The organism is Microbacterium sp. P26 (assembly GCF_023712585.1).
Lineage (GTDB): Bacteria > Actinomycetota > Actinomycetes > Actinomycetales > Microbacteriaceae > Microbacterium > Microbacterium algihabitans_A.
In genome coordinates this window covers 92315-116704 of the sequence record NZ_JAMAXZ010000009.1, presented here as the reverse complement: position 1 = coordinate 116704, position 24390 = coordinate 92315, and the positions used below count along the sequence as shown (strand labels likewise).

24 protein-coding genes are annotated in these 24390 nt (G+C 69.3%); 4 read left to right on the top strand and 20 right to left on the bottom strand.

What is annotated here, in order from left to right; translation table 11 throughout:
• Positions 1-30 precede the first annotated feature (30 nt).
• Positions 31-669, top strand: a complete 639-nt coding sequence (locus M3667_RS16085) for a class I SAM-dependent methyltransferase (protein WP_251509521.1) — start codon at positions 31-33, stop codon at positions 667-669.
• Between the two features lie 164 nt (positions 670-833).
• On the opposite strand, the gene M3667_RS16080 is transcribed toward M3667_RS16085, so the two are convergent.
• From M3667_RS16080 to dapE, 3 genes are all read right to left on the bottom strand, one after another.
• Positions 834-1004: a DUF3117 domain-containing protein gene (locus M3667_RS16080; RefSeq protein WP_144835152.1), complete on the bottom strand. Its 171-nt coding sequence runs from the start codon at positions 1002-1004 to the stop codon at positions 834-836.
• Positions 1005-1069: 65 nt separating this feature from the next.
• Positions 1070-2293 (bottom strand): hypothetical protein, encoded by a 1224-nt coding sequence (locus M3667_RS16075; RefSeq protein WP_251509519.1) that lies wholly within the window; start codon positions 2291-2293, stop codon positions 1070-1072.
• Complete coding sequence (gene dapE, locus M3667_RS16070; protein WP_251509518.1) at positions 2290-3366, bottom strand: succinyl-diaminopimelate desuccinylase; 1077 nt, start codon at positions 3364-3366, stop codon at positions 2290-2292. The genes M3667_RS16075 and dapE overlap by 4 nt, the downstream gene beginning before the upstream one ends.
• 43 nt (positions 3367-3409) lie before the next feature.
• Here dapE and dapD point away from each other — a divergent pair, with 43 nt between their 5' ends.
• Positions 3410-4330 (top strand): 2,3,4,5-tetrahydropyridine-2,6-dicarboxylate N-succinyltransferase, encoded by a 921-nt coding sequence (gene dapD / locus M3667_RS16065; protein ID WP_251509516.1) that lies wholly within the window; start codon positions 3410-3412, stop codon positions 4328-4330.
• 148 nt (positions 4331-4478) lie between these two features.
• On the opposite strand, the gene M3667_RS16060 is transcribed toward dapD, so the two are convergent.
• The 8 genes from M3667_RS16060 to M3667_RS16025 all read right to left on the bottom strand — a co-directional run bounded on the left by M3667_RS16060 (position 4479) and on the right by M3667_RS16025 (position 10645).
• On the bottom strand, positions 4479-4943 hold the full coding sequence (locus M3667_RS16060; protein ID WP_251509514.1) for a hypothetical protein: 465 nt from the start codon (positions 4941-4943) through the stop codon (positions 4479-4481).
• Between the two features lies 1 nt (position 4944).
• On the bottom strand, positions 4945-5706 hold the full coding sequence (ddaH, locus tag M3667_RS16055; RefSeq protein ID WP_251509512.1) for a dimethylargininase: 762 nt from the start codon (positions 5704-5706) through the stop codon (positions 4945-4947).
• 312 nt (positions 5707-6018) lie between these two features.
• Positions 6019-7314 (bottom strand): citrate synthase, encoded by a 1296-nt coding sequence (locus tag M3667_RS16050; RefSeq protein WP_251509510.1) that lies wholly within the window; start codon positions 7312-7314, stop codon positions 6019-6021.
• Between the two features lie 325 nt (positions 7315-7639).
• Positions 7640-8743 carry a succinyldiaminopimelate transaminase gene (gene dapC / locus M3667_RS16045; RefSeq protein ID WP_251509507.1) on the bottom strand — a complete coding sequence of 368 codons (1104 nt, stop codon included), beginning with the start codon at positions 8741-8743 and terminating at the stop codon, positions 7640-7642.
• Positions 8744-8746: 3 nt separating this feature from the next.
• Positions 8747-9067 (bottom strand): ferredoxin, encoded by a 321-nt coding sequence (gene fdxA, locus M3667_RS16040; protein ID WP_055836218.1) that lies wholly within the window; start codon positions 9065-9067, stop codon positions 8747-8749.
• A gap of 114 nt (positions 9068-9181) precedes the next feature.
• Positions 9182-9580, bottom strand: coding sequence for a histidinol dehydrogenase (locus M3667_RS16035; protein WP_144835164.1), 399 nt, complete (start codon positions 9578-9580; stop codon positions 9182-9184).
• Positions 9581-9620: 40 nt separating this feature from the next.
• The gene (locus M3667_RS16030; protein ID WP_251509505.1) at positions 9621-9935 is read right to left on the bottom strand and encodes an AzlD domain-containing protein; all 315 of its coding nucleotides are present in this window, start codon (positions 9933-9935) and stop codon (positions 9621-9623) included.
• Complete coding sequence (locus M3667_RS16025) at positions 9932-10645, bottom strand: AzlC family ABC transporter permease (RefSeq protein WP_251509503.1); 714 nt, start codon at positions 10643-10645, stop codon at positions 9932-9934. The genes M3667_RS16030 and M3667_RS16025 overlap by 4 nt, the downstream gene beginning before the upstream one ends.
• Before the next feature lie 66 nt (positions 10646-10711).
• Between M3667_RS16025 and M3667_RS16020 the strand changes: the two genes are divergently transcribed.
• Together M3667_RS16020 and M3667_RS16015 are read left to right on the top strand one after the other, a co-directional pair.
• Positions 10712-11263, top strand: coding sequence for a helix-turn-helix domain-containing protein (locus M3667_RS16020; protein WP_251509502.1), 552 nt, complete (start codon positions 10712-10714; stop codon positions 11261-11263).
• A gap of 153 nt (positions 11264-11416) precedes the next feature.
• Positions 11417-11779 (top strand): DUF2200 domain-containing protein, encoded by a 363-nt coding sequence (locus M3667_RS16015; RefSeq protein WP_251509499.1) that lies wholly within the window; start codon positions 11417-11419, stop codon positions 11777-11779.
• Between the two features lie 312 nt (positions 11780-12091).
• Here the strand turns inward: M3667_RS16015 and typA are convergent, their stop codons facing one another.
• From typA to M3667_RS15970, 9 genes are all read right to left on the bottom strand, one after another.
• The gene (gene typA, locus M3667_RS16010) at positions 12092-14005 is read right to left on the bottom strand and encodes a translational GTPase TypA (protein ID WP_144835173.1); all 1914 of its coding nucleotides are present in this window, start codon (positions 14003-14005) and stop codon (positions 12092-12094) included.
• Positions 14006-14164: 159 nt separating this feature from the next.
• Positions 14165-15844 carry an ABC transporter family substrate-binding protein gene (locus tag M3667_RS16005; protein ID WP_251509497.1) on the bottom strand — a complete coding sequence of 560 codons (1680 nt, stop codon included), beginning with the start codon at positions 15842-15844 and terminating at the stop codon, positions 14165-14167.
• A 4-nt stretch (positions 15845-15848) separates the two neighbouring features.
• Positions 15849-18041 carry an ABC transporter ATP-binding protein gene (locus tag M3667_RS16000; protein ID WP_251509495.1) on the bottom strand — a complete coding sequence of 731 codons (2193 nt, stop codon included), beginning with the start codon at positions 18039-18041 and terminating at the stop codon, positions 15849-15851.
• Positions 18034-18957, bottom strand: a complete 924-nt coding sequence (locus tag M3667_RS15995) for an ABC transporter permease (RefSeq protein WP_144835177.1) — start codon at positions 18955-18957, stop codon at positions 18034-18036. The genes M3667_RS16000 and M3667_RS15995 overlap by 8 nt, the downstream gene beginning before the upstream one ends.
• Before the next feature lies 1 nt (position 18958).
• Positions 18959-19939: an ABC transporter permease gene (locus M3667_RS15990; protein WP_251509493.1), complete on the bottom strand. Its 981-nt coding sequence runs from the start codon at positions 19937-19939 to the stop codon at positions 18959-18961.
• Between the two features lie 221 nt (positions 19940-20160).
• Positions 20161-20712: a hypothetical protein gene (locus M3667_RS15985; protein WP_251509490.1), complete on the bottom strand. Its 552-nt coding sequence runs from the start codon at positions 20710-20712 to the stop codon at positions 20161-20163.
• Between the two features lie 38 nt (positions 20713-20750).
• Positions 20751-22415: an ABC transporter ATP-binding protein gene (locus M3667_RS15980; protein ID WP_251509489.1), complete on the bottom strand. Its 1665-nt coding sequence runs from the start codon at positions 22413-22415 to the stop codon at positions 20751-20753.
• Positions 22412-23359: an ABC transporter permease gene (locus M3667_RS15975; RefSeq protein ID WP_251509487.1), complete on the bottom strand. Its 948-nt coding sequence runs from the start codon at positions 23357-23359 to the stop codon at positions 22412-22414. Before M3667_RS15975 ends, M3667_RS15980 begins: the two co-directional genes overlap by 4 nt.
• Positions 23349-24278, bottom strand: a complete 930-nt coding sequence (locus M3667_RS15970; protein ID WP_144835187.1) for an ABC transporter permease — start codon at positions 24276-24278, stop codon at positions 23349-23351. Before M3667_RS15970 ends, M3667_RS15975 begins: the two co-directional genes overlap by 11 nt.
• Positions 24279-24390: the final 112 nt, after the last annotated feature.

The window sequence follows — 24390 nt, the reverse complement described above, 5'->3', positions numbered from 1 at the left end:
GGCCGTCTAGCCTGAGAGAAGGAGGTCCACGTGAGCGGTCATGAGGCGAACGAGCGGTTCGTGCAAGAGTCGACGGTCGAGCCCGAGCACATCGCTCGCGCCCGGGCCCACGCACTCGAGCTCGGCGCGGCGCCCATCAGCCCCGCCATCGGCGCCCAGACGGCCGTGCTGTCGGCGGCGTCGCGTGCCCTCAACATCGTCGAGGTCGGCACCGGCGGCGGCGTTTCGGGCCTGTGGCTCCTGCACGGCTCGCCGCGCGCCACGATCACGACGATCGACAGCGAGCCCGAGCACCTCGGCGCCGCCCGTCAGGCCTTCGCCGACGCGCGCATCGCCCCCGCTCGCGCGCGGTTCATCACCGGCCGGGCATCCGATGTCCTCCCGCGCATGAACGAGGCGTCGTACGACATCGTCTTCATCGACGCCGACCCGGAGGGCGTGATCGAGTACGTCGAGCACGGCCTGCGTCTCGTGCGCGCCGGTGGAACCGTGCTCATCCCGCGCGTCCTGTCGCACGGCGCGGTCGCCGACCCGGTGCGTCGCGACGCGATCACCACGGCCTACCGCTCGCTCATCCAAGAGGTGCAGTCCTCCCCCGCGGTCATCGGCGCCCTGTCGACCACCGGCGAAGGTCTCCTGCAGCTCACCACGCGACCCAGCGAGGTCTGACGAGGGGCGGATGCCACGGCATCCGTAACCCGGATCTTTTGGGCCTCGAACGGCCGAGGCGTTTCGTCGGGTCCCGGGCCCTTCGACACGCTCAGGAACCTGGCCGCGCCGCGAACGACGAAGGCCGGCCCCCGAGGGGACCGGCCTTCGCGAACGGATGGTCGTCAGGCGGAGACGACACCACCGAGCACGTCGTAGAGCTCTTTCGCTTCGGCGTCATTCACCGAGACGACGAGTCGCCCACCGCCCTCGAGCGGCACGCGCACGATGATCAACCGGCCCTCCTTCACGGCCTCCATCGGTCCGTCGCCGGTACGCGGCTTCATGGCTGCCATCGCGGCCCCCTTTTCCTCGTTGGTCTTGCACTCAGTTTATCGGGTAACGCACAGGGCGATGCGCGTCAGGGGATCTGCCAATACGTGTTGCCCAGTGCGTACATGTTGTAGATCCACCACCACTGCCCCAGCAGCGCCGCCGCGAGCACGCCCGCACGCCACGCACGCGAGCGCGGAACGGCAAGGGCTCCCACCAGCGGAGACACCGGCAGCAGCAGCCGGAAGATGCTGGATTGCGGGAAGAACACCAGCAGGAGGTAGACGAGATAGCTCGCCGACCAGAGCCGCACCTCGATGCCGAGGGCCTTCACCTGCGGCAGCGTGACGAGCGCGAGCACGACCGCGATCACCAGCAGCGCAAGGAAGACGTATCCCGCCACGGGACCGAGACCCCACTGCGTGAACCAGAAGCCAGCACCCTGCACCCAGCCCTCGACGGGGACGAAGGTGCCGCCGTCGCCGGGGATCCAGTTGCGTCGCCAGGCCAGCTCGGTCGAGAGGTACGCCCCCGGCTGTCCGGTGACGACCGCCGCGATCGTCTGCCACGCGAAACCGACGACCGTCGAGACGGCGCCGAGCGCCACGATGTGCCCGATCTCGCGCGTCGGCAGGGCATCGGTACGGCGGCGGAGGAAGCGGTGGATGCCGTAGAGCCCGAGGAACAGCGCGAACGCGAGGATGCCGGGGCGGGTGAACCCCATCGCGGGAACGAGCACGTACAGCCAGCCCCAGCGACGCCGTTGGACGCACCACAGCGCTGCGAAGAGCAGGAAGAGGAACAGCGCCTCGGCGTAGCCCACCTGGAACATCGCCGCCAGCGGCCCGCTCGCGAAGAACACCACCGCCCACATCGCGGCCGACCCGCCGATGCGATCGCGCAGCAGCGCGTGCAGCATGACGCACGCGCCGTAACCCGAGGCGAGCGAGATGGCGACGGCGCCCGCGCCCCACGACCCGAGCAGGGTTCCGAGGCCCGCCGCGAAGTAGGCGTACAGCGGCATGAACGCCCAGGCGTTCTCGGCGACGTGGCCGGTCGTGGTGATCGGCAGGTCGGCCGGATATCCCGACACCGCGGCCAGCCAGTACCACTGCGCGTCCCAGCCGAGCGAGAGCTCACCGAGAGAAGGCGCCACGCCGTACCGCGAGCCCGGACCCGACAGCGCCGAGGCGAGCAGGAAGAAGCCGGTGGTCACCAGCCGCGCGGCGACGTAGACGATCGCGATGCGCGCCGCCACGGGCAGGCGCTCCCATCGACGGACGGGAGCGGATGCCGTGGCCTCGGCGGTCACGACCCGCTCAGCCAGGCGCGGAGGCCGCTCTCGACGGCGTCGATCTGGGCGAGCGGAACGCGCTCCTCGTCGTGGTGGGCGAGGTGCGGGTCGCCGGGGCCGTAGTTGACGGCGGGGATGCCGAGAGCCGAGAACCGGGCCACGTCCGTCCAGCCGTATTTCGGTTTGGGCGTGGCGCCCACGGCATCCACGAACTCCTTCGCCAGAGCCGCGTCGAGCCCCGGGCGCGCGCCCTCGGCCACGTCGACGATCTCGACCTCGAAGCCGGTGAACACGTCGCGCACGACCCGTTCGGCACCCGCGGCATCGCGGCTGGGCGCGAACCGGTAGTTGACCTCGACCTCGCAGGCGTCGGGGATGACGTTGCCGGCGACCCCGCCCGAGATGCGCACGGCATTGAGTCCCTCGCGGTAGACCAGGCCCTCGACCTCGATCTCGCGCGCACGGTACTCGGCCAGGCGGGCGAGGATGGGCGCCGCCTTGTGGATGGCGTTCTCGCCGATCCACGAACGGGCGCTGTGCGCGCGCACCCCGTCGGTGCGCACGAGCGCGCGCAGAGTGCCGTTGCAGCCGCCCTCGACCTCGCCGTTGCTCGGCTCTCCGAGGATCGCGAAGTCGCCGGCGAAGAGGTCGGGGCGGTTGCGCGAGAGGCGACCGAGGCCGTTGAGCGAGGAGTCGACCTCTTCGTGGTCGTACCACATCCAGGTGATGTCGACCGGGGGTGCCGAGAGTTCGGCCGCGAGCTTGAGCTGCACGGCCACACCGGCCTTCATGTCGACGGTGCCGCGGCCCCAGAGAAACGCCTCGCCGTCGATCTCGCGGTCTTGCACGGGCAGGTTGGCGTTGATCGGAACGGTGTCGATGTGCCCGGCGATCACGACGCGGCGCTCGCGCCCGAGGTTCGTGCGCGCGACGATCGTGTCGCCGTCGCGGATGACCTCGAGGTGGGGGTAGGCCGACACCGCGGCCTCGATCGCGTCGGCCAGGGTCGTCTCGTCGCCCGACTCGCTGTGGACGTCGCAGATGGCCCGCGTGAGGGCGACGGAGGAGGAGGTCAGATCGAGCGCGGCCATGCCCCGATCCTTTCACACGCGATGCCGCCGGTAGCCTGGAGCCGTGAGCAACGAACGACGCATCAGTGCTGCCGGACTCTCGACGCGGGCCACCGCCGGAACGGTGCTCGACGCCTGGTTCCCGAGCCCCCGCCTGGGCGCTGCGGACGACCTCGCCGCCGAGGCTGCGGCGCTGGAGTCGTCGGCCGGTCCGGACGAGCGTCGCGGCGTCGTGGTCGAAACCGTCACGCTCGAGATCGACGCGGATGCCGCGCCCACCTCGACCGTCGACGCCTACCTGCGCCTGCACGCGCTGTCGCACCTACTCGTGCGACCCAACGAGATCAACCTCGACGGCATCTTCGGCCACCTCCCCAACGTCGCATGGACCAACGCCGGCCCCGTGCACCCCGACGACGCGGCGCGCCTGCTGCCGCAGCTGAAGCGTCACGGCATCCAGCTGCAGGGTCTCGACAAGTTCCCTCGCCTGACCGACTACGTCCTGCCCGCGGGCGTGCGCATCGCCGACGCCTCGCGCGTGCGCCTGGGCGCGCACCTCTCCCCCGGCACGACCGTCATGCACGAGGGCTTCGTCAACTTCAACGCCGGCACCCTCGGCTCCTCGATGATCGAGGGTCGTGTGTCGCAGGGCGTCGTGATCGGCGACGGCACCGACATCGGCGGCGGCGCCTCGATCATGGGCACCCTCTCGGGCGGCGGCACACACCGTGTCTCGATCGGAGCCCGCACCCTGCTCGGCGCGAACGCCGGCATCGGCATCTCGCTCGGCGACGACTGCGTCGTCGAGGCCGGCCTCTACGTCACCGCGGGTACGAAGGTGCGCGTCGGCGACGAAACGGTCAAGGCGGGCGAGCTGTCGGGCCGCGACGGCATCCTGTTCCGCCGCAACTCCCTCACCGGCGCCGTCGAGGCCTCGGCCCGCGCCGGCGTCGGCGTGACGCTGAATGAGGCGCTGCACGCCTGAGGCGGGGCGGGCATCCGGTCCGCGCTGCGAAGGCCCCGCCCCTCCCGCACGCATAAACGCTTCTCGCGCGCATAAACGCGATCTGCACGCGTTCATGCGCGCGGATCGCGTTCATGCGTGGCGTGGGCGACCACACACGCCGCTCGATTCACCCCTCGTCAAGGCGCCGCCGAGCCGCGCGCAGCGCCTGCTCCGACGATGCGCGCAGGGCAGGGTCGCCGTCGCGCCGCAGATCGAGCGCGCGGGCGAAGTCGTCGATCGCCGCCTCGGTCTCCCCCGCGGCGAGCAGCACCTTGCCGCGGTGTTGACGCATCACGGCCTCACGACTCGTGCCCTCCGTCTCGCGCACCAGCTCGTCGTACTCGGCCCGCGCGGCGGCGATCTCGCCGAGCGCGGAGCGGCAGTCAGCACGCAGGGCGCGGGCCCGCAGCGTGGTCATCGGGCCCAGCAGTCGGAGCGCTCGTCCGGGGTCGCCACTCCACAGCGCTTCGACGACATCGGCCAGGGGGTCACCGGTCATGCCGCGTCGGAAGGCCTCGGCATCCGTGATGCGCGGACGCAGGTCCGCCCCGATCACCCACCCGGGACCGCCCTCGACCTCGTCGGCCTCCATCTCAGTCGCGCACCCGCACCGACAGGCAGGTCGCGCACCCTTCGAGCTTCTCGAACTCGCTCACGTCGACGGTCACCACGTCGAGGCCGCGGAACCGGTGCTCCTCGGCCGTCGCCGGGGCGTCCGACGACATCAGCACCGTGTCGTCGTCGAGCACCACGACAGCCGTGCCGTGCTCTTCGGGGACGCCCGCGAAGACCGGGAACAGCGACGGATCGTCGACCAGCGGCTCGAAACCCACGACCGTGCCGTCGGGAAGCGCCGTCACCCCCGACTTCAGGTGCAGCACTTTGGTGACAGGGATCTCGCGCACCTCCCACCCCCGCGGCTCGAGCAGAGCCCGCAGCTGAGTGATGCCCTCGGCGTTCGTCCGCAACGACGCGCCCACGTAGACGGTCCGGCCGACCTTGAGCACATCGCCCCCGTCGAGGGTTCCGGGCTCCGCGATCTCTTCGAGGGCGATTCCGGATGCCGTGACCCCGGCGCGCACGCTCTCCGCCTCGCCCCGCCGCGAGGCCGCGCCGGCCCGGCACAGCACGGCGAGGTCGCCGAACATCACCACGGCATCCTCGACGAACACCCCATCGGGCTGGTCGTCGGCCGGGTCGATCTCGACGATCTCCCACCCGCGGGTGCGGAAGACATCGACATATGCCCGCCACTGCTTCAGCGCGAGATCGGCATCGACCGGCACGCGGTCGAGGTGGGTGAGCTCGCCCTCGGCGAGGCGGGGCGACGGACGACGGACCAACAGACGCGGCATGCCCCGACCCTACTGGTCGCGTCATCGGCGTCGGCATCGGCGCCTGGCATCCGGCCTCTCCGGCGCTCCCCATGTCCCCATCTGCGCAGACCATGTCCCAGAATCGGCTACCTGGCGGCGCCCCAGACAGCACGAAGTGGGACATGGGTACAGGTCAAACCGCCCTCACCGACCATGTCCCCGTGTGCGCAGACCATGTCCCACAATCGGCTACCTGGCGGCGCCCCAGACAGCACGAAGTGGGACACACACCCGCCGCACACGGCGAAACGCCCCGCCCCTCGCGAGAGGGACGGGGCGTTTCTGGCCGGATCAGACGCCGGGGTAGTTGCGCTCGGCGGCACCCGTGTACAGCTGCTGCGGGCGGCCGATCTTCGTCTGCGGGTCGGTGATGGCCTCGCGCCACTGCGCGAGCCAGCCGGGCAGACGCCCGATGGCGAACAGCACGGTGAACATGCGCGTGGGGAAGCCCATCGCCTTGTAGATCACGCCGGTGTAAAAGTCGACGTTCGGGTACAGGCGACGCTCCTTGAAGTAGTCGTCCTCGAGGGCGATCTGCTCGAGCTCTTTGGCGAGGTCGAGAAGCGGGTCGCTGACGCCGAGGGCCTCGAGCACCTCGTCGGCCGCCTCTTTGACGAGCTTGGCGCGCGGGTCGTAGTTCTTGTAGACCCGGTGGCCGAAGCCCATGAGCTTGACGCCCTCTTCTTTGTTCTTCACCCGCTCGACGAAGCGCTCGACGCTCTCGCCGGAGTCGCGGATGCGGCCGAGCATCTGCAGCACGGCCTCGTTCGCTCCACCGTGCAGCGGGCCCGAGAGGGCCTGGATGCCGGCCGAGATGGACGCGAACTGATTGGCGCCGGTCGAGCCGACCAGACGCACGGTCGAGGTCGAGGCGTTCTGCTCGTGATCGGCATGAAGCATGAGCAGCAGGTCGAGCGCCTTCGTCATGACCGGGTTGACCTGGTAGCCCTCGCTCAGCACCCCGAAGTTGAGCTTGAGGAAGTTGTCGACGAACGACAGCGAGTTGTCGGGGTAGAGGAATGCCTGCCCGATGCTCTTCTTGTGCGCGTACGCGGCGATCACGGGGAGCTTGGCGAGCATGCGCACGGTGTTGAGCTCGACGTGCTCGGGGTTGTGCGGGTCGGACTCCGACTCGTAATACGTCGAGAGGGCGGCGGTCGCAGCCGACAGCACTGACATGGGGTGAGCCGTCGGCGGCAGTGCCGAGAAGAGGCTCTTGAGGTCTTCGTGCAGCAGGGTGTGACGGCGGATGCGCTCGTCGAACGACGCCAGCTCGGATGCCGAGGGGAGCTCGCCGTAGATGAGCAGCCACGCGACCTCGAGGTAGGTGCTGTTCTTCGCCAGCTGCTCGATGGGGTACCCGCGGTAGCGGAGGATGCCCTGGTCGCCGTCGATGTAGGTGATGTCCGACTTGGTCGACGCCGTGTTGACGAAGCCGTAGTCGAGCGTGGTGTGCCCGGTCTGCTTGGTCAGCGACGCGATGTCGATGCTCGGGACGCCGTCGGTGCCTCGCAGGACCGGGAATTCGGCGGTGGAGCCCCCTACCGTCAGAGTGGCCTTGTCCTGCTGCGTGCCCGCGTCGCTCACCGCGCCTCCTTGCGATTTCTGGTCGCCCTTGGGTTAGATCGCGGGAGCGGGGGCACCCGCGGTCTTCTCGACCGGTGGATGCCACGGGTATGGCATCCGGGTCGGCACGGCGTGCGAGAGATGGCCCCCACACAGTGCTTTTACAGCCTAGTAGGCCCGGGGGCGTACAGATGACACCGCCAAAGGATGACCCCATCGAATGGAGGGATCCTCCTGATCAGCGGCCCGAATGACCGAGGCGGACCCCTCGCCGCACGCGTGTGTCGCGCGCGCCGACCCCGCCCGGGAGGCGCTCAGCGGGCGAGGCGCTCAGGACGCCGGACGCTCAGCGCGCGAGGCGCTCCGCCGCGGCCGCGATGCGCTCGTCGGTCGCGGTGAGCGAGAAGCGCACGTGCTGCGGGAAGTGCGTGCCGTAGAAGTGCCCCGGCCCCACGAGGATGCCGAGATCGGCTAGCCGGTCGAGGCTCTCCCAGGCGTCGCGCCCCTCGGTCGCCCAGAGGTACAGGCCGCCCTCGCTGCGGTCGATCGTGAAGCCGGCGGCCTCGATCGCGGGCTTGAGCACCGCACGACGGCGGGCGTAGCGCTCGCGCTGCGCGGCCACGTGCTCGTCGTCGCCGAGCGCGACGGTCATCGCTCGCTGCACGGGGGCGGGAGGCATGAGGCCGAGGTGCTTGCGCCCGGTCAGCAGGCGCGCGACAAGCGCGGGGTCGCCGGCCAGGAAGGCTGCGCGGTACCCGGCGAGGTTCGACTGTTTGCTGAGCGAGTACACCGACAGCACGCCGGTGAGGTCGTCGCCGACGACGGCAGGATCCAGCACGCTCGGTACGGGCTGCTGATCCCACGGGGCGTCCCACCCGAGCTCCGCGTAGCACTCGTCAGATGCCAGGACCGCACCGATTTCGCGGGCTCGCGCCACGGCATCCGCCAACTCGTCCGTCGAGAGCACGCGTCCGTCGGGGTTGCCCGGGGAGTTGATCCAGATCAGCCGAGCGTTCGCAGGCCATGAGGAGGGGTCGTCGGATGCCACGGGCTCGGCGCCGACGAGACGCGCGCCGACCTCGTAGGTCGGGTACGCGGCGCGCGGGTGCACGACGGTATCGCCCGGGCCGAGGCCGAGCAGCAGCGGCAGCAGGGCGACCAGCTCTTTCGAGCCGACGGTCGGCAGCACGTTCGCCGCGCTCAGGCCGGGAACCCCGCGACGGCGCTCGTACCACTCGGCGATGGCCTCGCGCAGAGCCGGGGTGCCCGAGGTCTGCGGGTAGGCGTGCGCATCGGTCGCGTCGGCCAGAGCCTCAGCGATGACCTGCGGCGTGGGATCGACGGGCGATCCGATCGACAGGTCGACGATGCCGTCAGGGTGGCGTCGGGCGCGCTCCGCGTAGGGGGCGACCGCGTCCCACGGGTAGTCGGCGAGGTCGGCGACGCCCACGGGTCAGTGCGCCTGCGGGGGCAGCGCGGTGATGACCGGGTGGTCCTTGGCGATCACGCCGACCTTGGCGGCGCCACCGGGCGAGCCGATGTCGTCGAAGAACTCGACGTTGGCCTTGTAGTAGTCGGACCACTCTTCGGGAAGGTCGTCTTCGTAGTAGATGGCCTCGACGGGGCAGACCGGCTCGCACGCACCGCAGTCGACGCACTCGTCGGGGTGAATGTAGAGCGATCGTTCACCCTCGTAGATGCAGTCGACAGGACACTCATCGATGCAGGCGCGGTCTTTGACATCGACACACGGGAGGGCGATCACGTAAGTCACCCGCTCAGTCTAATCGCGACCGGGCACCCGGCCTCGCCGCCGAGCCGCTGACCTATGATCCGCCGCCCAGGTGCCTGAGCCTGTCGAAGGGACCGGACCCACGCGCGCCCGCCTTCAGGACTGGGCGGAGGCCGCCGGCGCACGCAGGTGCGACAGGTCGGGCCAGAACGCCACCAGCGCCATCAGCGCGGGGCCGACGATCGTCCACAGCAGCGGAACCCACTCGGTGCCCGGGGTCGGTGCGGCGACGATCGCGGAGCCGCCAGGCCCCACCTGCGAGAACAGGAAGGTCGCCGCCGTGATGCCCAGGCCTCCGAACAGCGCGTTGACGCGGTCGCCGGTGAGCGTGCGCAGAGCGATCAGCAGCGCGGCGCTGCCGATCGTCGCGAGTACCAGGCCGACCGGCACAGGGCCGAGCATGAACGCCTGCCCGACGGTTCCGGCCGCTCCGTAGAAGGCGCCGACGAGGAGAGCGACCGCCCAGCCGACGATCCGAAGCACAGTGGAACCCATCGGGTCAGTCTAGGAGCGCGGGCTATGCGCCACCCGAGGCTCAGGACGCCCAGCCCCACAGGCGCAGCAGCGCGGCCGTCACCGCCGCGCCCACCACCACGACGAGGAATGGGGCGCGCAGCCACAGCAGCAGGGCGGCGACGCCGACCGCGGGCACCCGCGCGTCGACGACGATCGCCTGACCTGCACCCAGGGCCTGCACCACGACGAGGGCCGAGAGCAGCGCGACGGTCAGCAGGTCGGCGATGCGGGCGGGGCGGGGCTTGTCGAGCCAGTGCGCGGGCAGCAGATAGCCGGTGGCCTTGAGGGCGGCGCAGATGACGGATGCCAAGAGCACGGCCGTCCACAGGGTCATGGCATCCGCCCCTCTGACGGCGCCGCTGCGGGGCGCCGGTCGAACAGTCCGACCGCGATCGCGACGCCGGCCGCGGCAATGACCGGGATGCCGGGCATGAGCCACGGGGTGAGCAGCGCCGCCACGGCGGCGGCACCCGCAGCGACGGCGAGGGGCTGTCGTCCGCGCAGACGCGGCCAGAGCAGGGCGAGGAAGGCCGCGGCGGCTGCGGCGTCGAGGCCGTAGGTGCGCGGGTCACCCAAGACGTCGCCCAGCAGCGCGCCGAGCAGGGTCGAGAGGTTCCAGCCGATCCAGATCGCGACGCCGGTGACCCAGAATCCGGTCCGACGCGCACGCGGCTCGGTCTGGGCGAGGGCGACCGCCGTCGACTCGTCGATCGTGAACTGCGTCGCGGCGGCCTTGCGCCACCCTCCCCCACCGACGACCGGCGCCATGCGCATCGCGTACGCGGCGTTTCGCACACCGAGCAGCACCGACGACGCGATGGCTGCGGGGGCGGCTGCGAGTCCTCCCGCCGCGATCACCCCGACGAACGCGAACTGCGAGCCGCCGGTGAACATCAGCAGGCTGAGCACGCACGTCTGCCACACGTCGAGTCCGGATGCCACCGACACGGCGCCGAACGAGACACCGTAGGCACTCGTGGCGAGGGCCACGGCGAGCCCCTGTCGGGCGGCCACCCCCTCGGGTGTTCGGTGAATCGAACGCATGGACATCATCGTGAACGATCGGACCGTCGTTCGTCAAGTCGAACAATCGGTGAGCATAATGAACGCATGACCGAGCTCGGCGACCGCATCGCGACCACCCTCCGGCGCGAGCGCGAGAGGCGCGACCTCAGCGTCAGCGAGCTCGCGCGGCGCGCCGGCGTGGCGAAGGCGACCGTGTCGCAGCTGGAGAACGGCGGCGGCAATCCCAGCGTCGAGACGCTGTGGGCTCTCGCGTCGACCCTCGAGATCCCGTTCGCCGACTTCGTCGACGAGGGAGTGCACTCCCCCACCCTGATCCGCGCGGGCGAAGCCGGAACGGCCGTGGCCTCGTCGGCATCCGACTACATCGCCGTGCTGCTGTCGGCGAGCCCGCCGCACGCCCGCCGCGACATCTACCTGCTGTCGGCCGAGCCCGGCACGCCGCGACGGTCCGACCCGCACCCGCGCGGCACGATCGAGCACCTGGTCATGGTATCGGGGCGCGGAATGGTCGGCCCGGCCGACGACCCCTTCGAGCTCTCGCCGGGCGATTACCTGTCGTACCCGGGCGACGCCCCGCATGTGTTCGAAGCGCTCACGCCCGGTATGAGCGCGGTGTGCGTGGTCGAGTCGCGCTGACGCCCCGCCCCCTCGTTGAGTGTCCAGAACACGCCGCGCCCGTCTGGGGTCAGCGGCCAGCGGAGTGTTCTGGACGCGCGAGAGGTCTCGAATCCGCCGCCGTCGAGCGAAGCCCGCGTCGACAGCGGCGGGCGGCGAAGCTATCGTGCAGGCATGTCCCGGATCTTCGACATGCCGTTCTCGTCGGTCTACCCGCTGTACGTCGCGAAGGTCGAGCGCAAGGGGCGCACCGTCGACGAGCTCGACACCGTGATCCGCTGGCTGACCGGGTTCGACGAGGCGGAGCTCGCCCGTCATGCCCGGGGGACGACAACCTTCCGCGAGTTCTTCGACGACGCGCGCCTCACTCCGCAGGCGTCCGAGATCACCGGCGTGGTGTGCGGAGTGCGGGTCGAGCAGATCGACGACCCGCTGATGTACCGCATCCGCCTGCTCGACAAGGTGGTCGACGAACTGGCGAAGGGCAAGGCGCTCGCGAAGGTGATGCGCGCGCCGGCCCCCGCCGCCCAGGGGTGAGGTCGCGTCGCGCGACCGGCGGAGGTCCCTGAGCCCGTCGAAGGGACCGGGGGCTGCGTCACGTTCAGCCACCTGCGCCGGGACCGGAGGCTTCGACAAGCTCAGCCACCTACGCCGCGCGACCGGAGGCTTCGACAAGCTCAGCCACCTGCGCCGGGACCGGAGGCTTCGACAAGCTCAGCCACCTGAGCCGCGAGACCGGCGGCTTCGACAGGCTCAGCCACCTGCGCCGGGCAACCCGGCACCCCCGCCCGAAACGCGAACGGCCCCGCCGAGCACGAGGCTGGGCGGGGCCGTTCGGGACGGGGATGCTTACGCGTTGGCGTCCTGACGCTTCAGACGCGAGGCGGAGCGACCGCGCGCGGTGGCGTCGAGCTCGACCTTGCGGATGCGCACCTTCTCGGGCGTGACCTCGACGCATTCGTCGTCGCGGGCGAACTCCAGCGACTCCTCGAGCGTGAGGATGCGCGGGGGCGTCATCGACTCGAAGGAGTCGGAGGTCGACGAACGCATGTTCGTGAGCTTCTTCTCCTTGGTGATGTTGACGTCCATGTCGTCGGCGCGCGAGTTCTCGCCGATGACCATGCCCTCGTAGACCTCTTCGGTGGGCTGCACGAAGAAGCTCATGCGCTCCTGCAGGGCGATCATGGCGAAGGGGGTGACGACACCCATGCGGTCAGCCACGATCGAGCCGTTCTGACGGGTCGTGATCGAGCCGGCCCAGTCGTCGTAGCCGTGCGAGATCGCGTTCGCGATGCCGGTGCCGCGCGTGATGGTGAGGAACTCGCTGCGGAAGCCGATGAGACCGCGCGAGGGCACGACGAACTCCATGCGCACCCAGCCGGTGCCGTGGTTCGTCATGTTGTCCATGCGGCCCTTGCGGGCGGCCATCAGCTGCGTGATCGCACCGAGGTGCTCTTCGGGAGCGTCGATGGTGAGGTGCTCGAAGGGCTCCTTGAGCTTGCCGTCTTCGCCGCGCTTGGTGACCACCTGGGGCTTGCCGACGGTGAGCTCGAAGCCCTCGCGACGCATGTTCTCGACGAGGATGGCCAGCGCGAGCTCGCCGCGGCCCTGGACCTCCCACGCGTCGGGGCGTCCGATGTCGACGACCTTGAGCGAGACGTTACCGATGAGCTCGCGGTCGAGGCGGTCCTTCACCATGCGGGCGGTGAGCTTGTGACCCTTGACCTTGCCCATGAGGGGCGAGGTGTTGGTGCCGATGGTCATCGAGATGGCCGGGTCGTCGACGGTGATCGCCTTGAGCGGGCGCACGTCGTCGGGGTCGGCGATGGTCTCGCCGATGGTGATGTCGGGGAAACCGGCGATGGCGACGATGTCGCCGGGGCCGGCGTCTTCGGCGGGGTAGCGCTCGAGGGCGCGGGTCTTGAGCAGCTCGGTGATGCGGGCGTTGCTGGTGGTGCCGTCGGCGCGCACCCAGGCCACGGTCTGACCCTTCTTCAGCGTGCCGTTGAACACGCGCAGCAGCGCGAGGCGACCGAGGAACGGCGAGGAGTCGAGGTTGGTGACCCAGGCCTGCAGCGGGGCCTCGTCGTCGTAGGCGGGAGCCGGAACGTGCTCGAGGATCGCACCGAAGAGCGGCTCGAGGTCTTCGTTGTCGGGCAGCGAGCCGTTGTCGGGGCGGTTGAGCGACGCGGCGCCGGCGCGGCCCGAGGCGTACACGACGGGGACGTCGAGCAAGGCGTCGACGTCGAGGTCGGGCACGTCGTCGACGAGGTCGGATGCGAGGCCCAGCAGCAGGTCGTGCGCCTCTTCTTCGACCTCGGCGATGCGCGCGTCGGGGCGGTCGGTCTTGTTGACCAGCAGGATGACGGGGAGCTTGGCCTCGAGGGCCTTGCGCAGCACGAAGCGCGTCTGGGGCAGCGGGCCCTCGGACGCGTCCACGAGCAGCACGACGCCGTCGACCATCGACAAGCCGCGCTCGACCTCGCCACCGAAGTCGGCGTGGCCGGGGGTGTCGATCACGTTGATCGTGACCGGAACCTCGGTGTGCACACCGTTGTAGGTGATCGCCGTGTTCTTGGCGAGGATCGTGATGCCCTTTTCGCGCTCGAGGTCGTTCGAGTCCATCGCGCGCTCTTCGACGTGCGCGTGGTCGCCGAACGAGCCGGTCTGGCGGAGCATGGCGTCGACGAGAGTCGTCTTGCCGTGGTCGACGTGCGCGACGATCGCGACGTTACGGAGGTCAGGACGAAGGGCGTGCGCCATGGAGGGTCTCCAGGAAAATTCGGGGTGGTGCCCGGAATCGGGCGTCTCTAGTCTACCGGCCCGCGCCGACACTCCCGGCAGCTGACGTTCAGGAACGGCCCGGACGCGCGAAAGGGGCGGGATCCCGCAGGACCCCGCCCCCCCTTTTCACGACGTGCGTCAGCTGTTCTGGAAGCCCACGATCGTCCAGTCGACGGTCTCGAACTGGGTGGCGCCCCAGTTCACGAGACCCTGCTTGACGGCGTAGACGTTGGGCAGCGGCGCGATCGGGATGATCGGCACGTACGACCACAGCACCTTGTCGATCTCCTCGGCCGTCTGCAGGCGCGAGTCGGGGTCGAGGTCGGTGTTGGCCTTCTGCCACAGGTCCGCCAGCTGCGGGTCGGTGATGCCGGTGTAGTTCTGCGCCGAGTCGACGGGCGAGAACAGCGACTCGCTCGACGAGATCGGGTACGCGGTACCGCGCCACGAGAACGTCACCATCTCGAAGTCACCGGGGATGATGTAGTCGCTGAAGTAGCCGCCCACGGGCACGGTGTTGAGGTCGACCGGGATGCCGAACTCGCTGAGGTCGGCCTGGATCTGCTCGGCACGCTGGATGTTCGTGGCGGTGTCGGCGGGGACGGTGACCGAGAACTTCAGCGGGGTGCCGTCCTTGACCCAGGAGTCGCCGTCCTTGGTGTAGCCGGCGTCTTCGAGGTACTTGGCACCGGCGTCGGTGTCGTAGGGCAGCGCCTCGTCGGTGTAGCCGTCCTGACCGGGCATGAACACGTAGCTGCCCTGCGTGATGGCGGGGACGCCGACGGGCGAGTTCGCCGTGTTGGCGATCTGCTCGCGGTTGACGATGGATGCCACGGCCTTGCGGACGTTGACGTCGGCCAGCGGACCGTCGGAGGCGCGCATGGTGATGTGCGTCCAGGTCAGACCGTTCGAGGCCTGGATCTCTGCGCCCTGCACGTTCTGAGCGGTCTGGTAGAGGTCGGCGTTGGCGCTGATGTTCAGCGCATCGATCTCACCGTTGCTGAACGAGGTGCCCTGCTGGTCCTGGCTCACCGCGCGGTAGACGATCGTCTCGAGCTTGGGCGCCTGGCCCCACCACTTGGGGTTGCGCTCGAGGGTGGCGATGCCGGCCGTCGAGTCGAACGAGCCCAGCAGGAAGGGACCCGAGGAGGGGAGGGCCGTGGTGAGGTAGCCCGTGTTGAAGGTGTTCGGGTCGCTCGCGGCCGAGGCGGGGAGGATCTGACCCAGCAGACCCTGCCAGTCGGCGTACACCGACGAGAACGTGATGATGACGTCGAACTCGTCCGTGCCCTGCTCGACCGATTCGATCTGGTCCCAGCCGGTGGTGGAGATGACGACGTACTCGGGGTTCGAGCCGTTGTTGGCCTTCCAGGTCGCCTGGTAGTCGGCGACGGTGATGGGCGTCCCGTCCTCCCACACGGCATCCGGGTTCAGCTTGATCTCGACCGTCTGGGGGCTCTCGTTGGTCAGCTCGACCGACGAGGCGTAGTCCTCGTTGACGACCGGCTTGCCCGACTCGTCGATCTTGATGGGGCCACCCTGCATCGCCGAGATGATGTCGTTGGTGTTGGCCTCGTTGCCGTCGATCTGGAAGTTGTTCCAGTTGACGGGCATCGAGTCGACGGCCAGCGTCAGGGTGCCGCCGTCCTGCACGTCGCCGGCGTCGGCGCGGACCCACGCGGTCGAGGGCAGCGAGTTCTGGTCTTCGGGGTTGGCGGACGGAGCTGCCGTGTTGCCCGGCGCGCAGCCGGCGATCGCCAGGGCGGCGACGCTCAGCAGCGTGAGGGCGCCGAGCCCCTTCGCTTTGCGGATCTTCATGTGATCAGTCCTCTCGTTGGTGATCGGGGAGGGTCTCCGCCGACGTGGTGCCGTCGATCGAAGACGTTCGGGGGGACGCGACCGACGCCGTCTCGAGGACGAGGTCGGAGCGTTCGGCGTAGTGGCACGCCACCTCGGAGCGCGCCGAAGAGCGCAGACCGGGGTCGTCGGAGTCGCACCGGCGCCGGTCGGCGTCGGGCAGCAGGCGGTACAGCGGGCACCGCGTGCGGAAGCGGCATCCGGAGATCTCCTGCGTCGGACTCGGCAGGTCGCCGTCGAGCAGGATGCGGGTGCGCGCGCGCTCGATGCGCGGATCCGGGATGGGCGCGGCCGAGATGAGGGCCTTGGTGTACGGATGCCGGGGGTCGTCGAACACCGCGTCGACGGGACCCTGCTCGACGATGCGGCCGAGATACATGACCGAGACGTCGTCGGCGATCTGACGGACCACGGCGAGGTCGTGCGCGACGAAGAGGAACGACAGTCCAAGGCGTTCCTTGAGGTCTTCGAGCAGGTTGATGACACCGGCCTGGATCGAGACGTCGAGGGCCGAGACCGGCTCGTCGAGCACGACGACGGCGGGGTCGGTCGCGAGGGCGCGGGCGATGCCGATGCGCTGACGCTGACCGCCCGAGAACTCGTGCGGATAGCGGTCCGACATGTTGGGGTCGAGGCCGACGAGCTCGAGCAGCTCGGTCATCTTGCGGTCGCGTTCGGCACGGGGCACGCCCTGCACCAGCAACGGCTCGGTGATGACCTCGCCCACCGGCAAGCGCGGGTCGATCGCGCCCATCGGGTCTTGGAAGACGATCTGGATGCCCTTGCGCAGCGTCGCCTTGTCTTTGCGGCTCACTGTGGCCACGTCGGTGCCGTTGATGCGGATGCTGCCGCTCTGGGGGGCGACCATCTCCATGATCTCGAGGATCGTCGTCGTCTTTCCGCACCCCGACTCCCCCACCAGGCCCATGGTGCGACCGGGCTGGATCGAGAACGAGATGCCGTCGACGGCGCGCACCGTGCCGACGCGGCGCGGGAAGACCGAGCCCTTCATCAACGGGAAGTGCTTGGTCAGATCAGTGACCTCGACCGCCGGGGTCACGTCGGGACGCAGCGGCGGGATCTCGCCCAGCGCCTCGGGGCGGGGGAAGATCTCAGGGCGGGCGAGGGCGCCGGAGGCGATCTCGTCGGCGCGGATGCAGGCGGAGACGTGGTCGGGGTCGGTGCCGTGCATCGCGAGCTCGGGCTCGATGTCGTTGCAGGCGTCGATCGCGATCGGACAGCGCGCCGCGAAGGGGCACCCCTTCGGCAGGTTCGCGAGGGACGGCGGGCGTCCCTCCAACGGCACGAGACGTTGCGAGCCGGCGGTCTGCATGTTGGGCACCGAGCGCAGCAGGCCCACCGTGTAGGGCATGTGCGGGTCGTGGAAGATCTCGTCGACCGACCCGCGCTCGACGAGCTTGCCCGCGTACATCACCGCGACGCGGTCGGCGTGACCGGCCACGACACCGAGGTCGTGCGTGATGAGCACGACGGCGGCGCCCGTGACCTCGCGCGCCTTCTGCAGCACGTCGAGGATCTGCGCCTGGATCGTCACGTCGAGCGCCGTGGTGGGCTCGTCGGCGATGATGACGCGCGGGTCGTTGGCGATGGCCATGGCGATCATCGCGCGCTGGCGCATACCGCCCGAGAACTCGTGCGGGTACGCGCGGGCCCGACGCTCGGCATCCGGGATGCCGACGAGCTTGAGCAGCTCGACCGAGCGGGCGTGCGCGGCCTGGGCCGACAGCGCCTTGTCGTGCAGTCGCAGGCCCTCGGAGATCTGGTCACCCACCGTGTAGACCGGGGTGAGCGCCGACAGCGGGTCTTGGAAGACCATCGCCAGCTCGGCACCGCGGATCTTCGACAGTTGCCCGTCGTTCATCGCGAGCAGCGACCGGCCGTCATAGACGATGTCGCCCTCGACGCGGGCGTTCGAGGGAAGCAGTCCCATCACCGCGAGCGACGACACGCTCTTACCGGAACCGGACTCTCCGACGATGCCGAGGAACTCGCCCTCGTGCACGTCGTAGGAGATGCCGCGGACGGCGCGGACGGCGTTGCCCTCGCGCTGGGGGAAGGTCACGCTGAGGTCGCGGACCGACAGCAGCGGCTGGCGTCCGGTCGAGGACAGCAGGGTGGCGGAACGGGTGTCAGTCACGGTTCGCTCCCGAAGTGGGGTCGATGGCGTCGCGCAGCGCGTCGCCGATGAGGCTGATGGCCAGGAGCAGCACGATCAGCACGCCGGCGGGGTACACGAACAGCCACGGGCGGGTGACGGCGGCCGAGGTTCCCGCCGACAGCAGGGTGCCGAGCGAGACGTCGGGCGCCTGCACGCCGAAGCCGAAGTAGCTGAGCGAGGTCTCGGCCATGATGGCCGCGACGATGCCGAGGGTCGCGTCGATGATCAGCAGCGACGCGATGTTGGGGATGATGTGGCGGCCGAGGATCTGCCGGGTCGGCATGCCCATGTAGCGCGCCGCCCGCACGAAGTCGCGGTTGCGCAGCGACCGGGTCTGGTTGCGCACCACCTGGGCGAGGATCATCCAGCTGAACACCGCCAGGAAGAAGGTCAGCGCCAGCCACGACAGGCCACGCGTCAGCGGGCTCAGCAGCACGAGGATGAAGAACGAGGGCACCACCAGCAGCAGGTGGATGATCCAGCCGATGACGGCGTCGATCTTGCCGCCGAGGTAGCCGGCGACCGAGCCCACCGCCGCGGCGATCAGGGTCGCGCCGACGCCCGCGAGGGCGCCGATGATGAGCGACTTCTGAAGGCCCACGAGCGTCTGGGCGTAGATGTCCTGCCCGATGCCGTTGGTGCCGAACCAGTGCAGCTGCGTCGGGCCGAGGCCGACGTTGAGGAAGTCGCGCTGGGTGGCGTCCCAGGGCGAGAGCAGGGGTCCGATGAAGGCCCAGAGCACGATGAACACGAGCACGCTCGCGCCCACCCAGAAGCGGGGCATCTTGCGCAGACGTGCGCGCACGAGCGCACCGCGCGAGAGCGGCTTGCGGGCGCGGGTGACCGGGCTGGTGGCGACGAGGGTGCCGTCGAGGGCGTCTTCCTGCATGGTCATGTCAGCTCCTCACTCTCGGGTCGAGGGCTGCGTAGAGCACTTCGGACAGGGTCGAAGAAAGCAGGACGAGAACGGCGACGAAGAGCGTCGAGCCGGCGACCGCGTTGATGTCCTGCTGCGTCACGGCGTTGAGCTGGAACTGCCCCATGCCGCGCCACGAGAAGACGATCTCGAGCATCGCCGACCCGGCGATCAAGGTGCCGAAGCTGTAGGCGAAGAACGTCGACATCGGGATGAGGGCGATGCGCACGCCGTGGCGGAACAACGCCTGCGTGCGCGGCAGGCCCTTCGCGCGGGCGGTGCGGATGTAGTCGGCCCCCAGCACGTCGAGCATCATGCTGCGCTGGTAGCGCGAGAACGACGCGGCGCTGATGAGCACGAGGGCGATCGTGGGCAGCAGCAGGTGCACGGCACGGTCGGCCAGCATCGGTCCGAAGCCCTCGACTCCCGCGGTGTACTCGCCGGTGAAGCGGATCACCTGGGTGCCCAGGGCGTTGTTGAAGGCGGTGGCCGCGATCATCAGCAGCACGCCGATCACGAACGTCGGGGTCGCGAACACGAGGTACGACGCGTAGGTCGTGACCTGGTCGCTCGCGCGGTACTGGCGCACCGCCCCCCACACGCCGATGAGTACGCCGACGATGGCGCCGAGGATCGAGCCGATCAACAGTAGGCGCAGGCTCGTGCCGGCGCGCGTGGCGATCTCGGTCATGACGTCCTGGCCGCCGATCGTGGTGCCGAGCGAGAAGTTGGTGAACAGGTTCACCAGCCAGTTCCACAGGCGCACGATGATCGGCACGTCGGGGTTGGCCCCGAGAGCGTCGAGGCTCGCGATGATCGACTCCTGGGGCGGCCGCGGGTTCATGCCGTAGAAGCGGTCCTGGGGCCGCAGCAGCGCGCTGCCGAGCACGTACGCGAGGCACGTGGCGAGCAGGCTGAGAACGGCGTAGTTCAGGAACCGGCGCAGAACGTAGAACGTCATGACGCGCGAATGCCCGTCCGGAACGTCTCAGGGGTGTGCATCATGGTGGTCCTCTCGCCTTCGAGATCCCCCGCCGATTCTTTCGCCTGGCTAAGGATCTTCAGCGACCCTACGTCGGCTTTTCGCAGAAGGTGTGCCGGGGGAACACACTTTTCACGAACGTAACAAACCCCTTACATGGCGGTTTGTCACGAGCGGCTGGCTCGAGCGCAGCACTGCGCTCAGCGGATACCGCCGGAAATGAACAAAGCGATAATAACCCAGACGATCAGAACCAGGAGGGAAATCGCCGAGGGTATGTCCCAAAAACGACGGACGACGCCGTCCTTCGGGGCGGTCGGACGCGCCGACTCCCACGCGTCCTGGATGATCTGGAGGTCGCGGATGGCGGGCGGCTCGCGCCGCGCACGGTCGTCGTCACCGCGGCGCAGCGGCGGTCGACCGGGGCGGCCCGCGACGGGCCCGCCGAAGGCCTTGTAGACCCGCGGCTCGTCGGTCTTCACCTCGAGTTGCCAGCGCATGTCGATGTCGCTGACACGCGCCCAGGCGATGTCGCTGACACGCAGCGGGTTGTGGATCCGGATGCCGTTCGAATCGATCCGCACGTGCGGGGCGAACAGCAGGGCGTACACGCCCCAGAGCGCCAACAGCACCCACGGGGCGATGAGCAGCATCTCGCCGATGCCCGCCCGGATCGCGGCGTCGCCGAGAAGGACGACCGCCAGCGCGGCCCCGAGCACGAGCCCGACGACCGCGGACGGGGCACGGAACACCCGCGGGTGTTCCGTGCCCCGGAATCGCTCGTCGCGCGTCACGCGCCACCCAGCGACAGCGAGGCGCCGGGGATCGCGTCGAGCAGACGCTGCGTGTACTCCTGCGAGGGCTGCGCGAAGATCTCGTCGACCGTGCCCTGCTCCACGAGCTTGCCGCGCTCCATGACGCACACCAGGTCGGCGGCGACGCGGACGACGGCGAGGTCGTGCGTGATGAACAGGTAGGTCAGACCGAGCTCGGACTGCAGCTCCGCCAGCAGCTGGAGGACCTGCGCCTGCACCAGCACGTCGAGGGCCGAGACGGCCTCGTCGAGCACGAGGATGTCGGGCTTGAGCGCCAGGGCGCGCGCGATGGCGACACGCTGACGCTGCCCGCCGGACAGCTCGTTGGGGTAGCGCGAGGCAAGCTCCTGCGGCAGGGCGACCTGCTCGAGCAGCTCCTCCACGCGGGCGCGACGTGAGGCGTTGTCGCCCACCTTGTGGATGTTGAGCGGCTCGGCGATCAGGTTGCCGATGCTGCGCAGCGGGTCGAGCGAACCGTACGGGTCCTGGAACACCGGCTGCATGCGGCGCCGGAGGTTGAAGGTGTCCTTCGCGTTCAGCTTGCCGGTGTTGACCCCGTCGACCTCGATCGAGCCCGACGTGGGCTCCTCGAGCTTGAGCACCATCTTGGCGATCGTCGACTTGCCCGAGCCCGACTCCCCCACCAGAGCCAGCGTCTTGCCGCGCGGGATCTCGAACGAGACCCCGTCGACGGCGCGGAACTGCTCGCTGCGGAACCCGCCCTGGCGGATCTTGTACTCCTTGACCAGGTCGGTGACCTTGACGGTCGCCGGGGCGTCGATGTCGGATTCGCGCAGGATGCCGCGGTCTGCGACCTTCGCCTGGATGCGCTGCGAGGCGATGCTGGGCGCGGCGGCGACGAGGCGCTGCGTGTACGGGTGCTGCGGGTTCTCGAGGATCTCGCGGCTGGGACCCGACTCGACGATCTCGCCCTGGTTCATCACGACGATGGTGTCGGCGCGCTCGGCGGCGAGTCCCAGGTCGTGCGTGATGAGCAGCACCGAGGTGCCGCGCTCACGCGTCAACGAGGCCATGTGGTCGAGGATCACGCGCTGCACGGTCACATCGAGGGCCGAGGTCGGCTCGTCGGCGATCAGCAGCTTCGGGTCGGCCGCGAGGCCGATGCCGATGAGCGCGCGCTGGCGCATACCGCCCGAGAACTGGTGCGGGTACTGGTGCAGGCGACGCTCGGCGTCGGCGAGGCCGGCCTGCTTCAGCACCTCGATCGCGCGCTTCTCGACCTCCTTGCGACCGGTGGCGATGCCGTTCGCACGGATCGCCTCCTTCACCTGGAAGCCGATGCTCCACACCGGGTTGAGGTTCGACATCGGGTCCTGAGGGACGTAGCCGATGTCCTTGCCGCGCACCGACTCGAACTGCGTCGCGCTCAGGTCGGTCAGCTCGCGCCCGTCGAGCGTGATGCTGCCGCCGGTGACGTGACCGGTGCCGGGGAGCAGGCCGATCACCGCGGACGCGGTCGTCGACTTTCCCGAGCCCGACTCGCCGACGATGGCGACGGTCTGGCCGGGGAAGACGTCGAGGCTCACGCCGTGGAGCACCTGGCGGGATCCGCCCTCGCCCTCGAAGGCGACCTTGAGGTCGCGAATGGACAGCAGAGGCGTCATGGTGGCGTCGCTCATCGGCGGGCCCTCGCTCTCGGGTCGATGGCGTCTCGGATGAGCTCGCCCAGCAGGATGAACGCCAGCACCGTGACCGTCAGGGCGACCGAGGGCCAGATGAGCGCCGCGGGTGCCACGCGCAGCGACTGCTGCGCCTGGCTGATGTCGTTGCCCCACGACATGGTGCTGCCGCCGAGGCCGACGCCGAGGAACGACAGGGTCGCCTCGGCGACGATCGCCGCGGCGAGGCTGATCGTGGTGACCACGAGCAGCGGCGCGATGGCGTTCGGGATGACGTGGGTCAGCAGCGTCTTGAACTTCGTCTGCCCCAGCGCCTGCGAGGCCGCGACGTAGTCGGCCTGGCGCACGCGCAGCACCTCGGCGCGCACCACGCGAGCCGTGGAGGCCCACGCGAACCCGCCGATGGCGAAAGCGAGGGTCAGCACGTTGCGGTACTGCGAGAACACGCTCATCACGACGATGGCCGCGAGGATGTAGGGGATCGAGAAGAAGATGTCGCCGACGCGCGAGATCACCGCGTCGAGCCATCCGCCGTAGAAGCCCGACAGTGCGCCCATGATGAGGCCGATGATCGTGCCGATCGCGGTGGCCAGCAGACCCACCGACAGCGAGGTGCGGGCACCCCAGACGATGCGCGAGAACGTATCGCAGCCCTGGAACGTGAAGCCCAGGATGTGACCCGCCTGCGGTCCGCCGTTGCTGTTGGACAGCTGGCAGTCGTTGTTCGGGGGGACCTGCGTGAACAGCGTCGGAGCGATCGCCATGAGGATCACGACGAACATGACGGCGAGGGCGATCCAGAAGGTGGGCCGACGGCGGAGGTCGCGCGACGCGTCGAGCCACAGGTTGCTCTTGCGCGCCGCCACGCGGACGGCGTCGACGGAGATCGTTTCGGTCTTGATCGGCGCGACGTAGTGCGGCGCCGGGAACTGACTACTTGACATAGCGGATCCTCGGGTCGAGAAGGCCGTACAGGAGGTCGACGACCAGGTTGACCAGCACGTAGATGATGACGAAGACGGTCACGAACGACACGACCGTGGGGCCCTCTCCGCGGATGGTGGCCTGGTACAGCGTGTTACCGACACCGGGGATGTTGAAGATGCCCTCGGTGACGGTCGCGCCGACCAGCAGCACGCCGAAGTTGGTCGCGGAGTTGGTGATGACCGGGATGAGCGAGTTGCGCAGCACGTGCACGGGGATCACGCGGCGACGCGAGAGGCCCTTGCTGTAGGCGGTGCGCACCCAGTCCTGGTTGAGCGTGTCGATGACCGACCCGCGCATCAGGCGCATGCTCGTGGCGAAGAGGCTGAAGCCCAGCACGATGGCCGGCAGGATCAGATCGCCCCAGTTGTTCTGGGCACCGACCGTCGGGCGGAACCAGCCGAGTTGGACCGCGAGGAAGTACTGCGCGAGGAAGCAGGCCACGAAGATCGGCAGCGCCACGAACAGCAGCGCGATGATCAGCGCGACGTTGTCGAACAGCTTGCCCTTGCGGATGGCCGAGATCGTGCCGACCACGACGGCGAGCACGAACTCGATCGCCAGGGCCATGATCGCCAGACGCGCCGTCACGGGGAGCGTGCGCGCGAGGACCTCGTTGACGGACTGACCCGAGAACGTGGTTCCGAGATCACCCTGGAAGATGCCGCCGATGTAGAGGAAGTACTGGACGATGAAGGGCTGGTCCAGGTGGTACTGGGCCCGCAAGGCTTCGACGACCTGCGGGGCGGGGGTCTTGTCACCGAAGAGCCCGAGGATCGGGTCTCCCGGCATGGCGAAGACCATGAAGTAGATCAGCAGGGTGGCCCCGAAGAACACGGGAAGCACCTGCAGCAGACGTCTGAGGATGTAGCCGAGCATCCGCTCTCTTTTCGAACGTGGGAAACGCCTCATCCGACGTTTCGTGGGGGGCAGGGCCGCGAAAGGGCCCGTGCCGTTTTATCACACGTCGTGATGAGGCCTGGCTGGCAGA

Coding starts and splice junctions, on each gene's coding strand:
- M3667_RS16080 (WP_144835152.1), bottom strand. CDS start 1,004: ATGGCAGCCATGAAGCCGCGTACCGGCGACGGACCGATGGAGGCCGTG.
- dapE (WP_251509518.1), bottom strand. CDS start 3,366: ATGGCCGCGCTCGATCTGACCTCCTCCTCCGTCGCCCTCACGCGGGCC.
- M3667_RS16060 (WP_251509514.1), bottom strand. CDS start 4,943: ATGGAGGCCGACGAGGTCGAGGGCGGTCCCGGGTGGGTGATCGGGGCG.
- ddaH (WP_251509512.1), bottom strand. CDS start 5,706: ATGCCGCGTCTGTTGGTCCGTCGTCCGTCGCCCCGCCTCGCCGAGGGC.
- M3667_RS16035 (WP_144835164.1), bottom strand. CDS start 9,580: ATGGGTTCCACTGTGCTTCGGATCGTCGGCTGGGCGGTCGCTCTCCTC.
- M3667_RS16030 (WP_251509505.1), bottom strand. CDS start 9,935: ATGACCCTGTGGACGGCCGTGCTCTTGGCATCCGTCATCTGCGCCGCC.
- M3667_RS16025 (WP_251509503.1), bottom strand. CDS start 10,645: ATGCGTTCGATTCACCGAACACCCGAGGGGGTGGCCGCCCGACAGGGG.
- M3667_RS16020 (WP_251509502.1), top strand. CDS start 10,712: ATGACCGAGCTCGGCGACCGCATCGCGACCACCCTCCGGCGCGAGCGC.
- M3667_RS16015 (WP_251509499.1), top strand. CDS start 11,417: ATGTCCCGGATCTTCGACATGCCGTTCTCGTCGGTCTACCCGCTGTAC.
- typA (WP_144835173.1), bottom strand. CDS start 14,005: ATGGCGCACGCCCTTCGTCCTGACCTCCGTAACGTCGCGATCGTCGCG.
- M3667_RS16005 (WP_251509497.1), bottom strand. CDS start 15,844: ATGAAGATCCGCAAAGCGAAGGGGCTCGGCGCCCTCACGCTGCTGAGC.
- M3667_RS15995 (WP_144835177.1), bottom strand. CDS start 18,957: ATGACCATGCAGGAAGACGCCCTCGACGGCACCCTCGTCGCCACCAGC.
- M3667_RS15990 (WP_251509493.1), bottom strand. CDS start 19,939: ATGACGTTCTACGTTCTGCGCCGGTTCCTGAACTACGCCGTTCTCAGC.
- M3667_RS15980 (WP_251509489.1), bottom strand. CDS start 22,415: ATGAGCGACGCCACCATGACGCCTCTGCTGTCCATTCGCGACCTCAAG.
- M3667_RS15975 (WP_251509487.1), bottom strand. CDS start 23,359: ATGTCAAGTAGTCAGTTCCCGGCGCCGCACTACGTCGCGCCGATCAAG.
- M3667_RS15970 (WP_144835187.1), bottom strand. CDS start 24,278: ATGCTCGGCTACATCCTCAGACGTCTGCTGCAGGTGCTTCCCGTGTTC.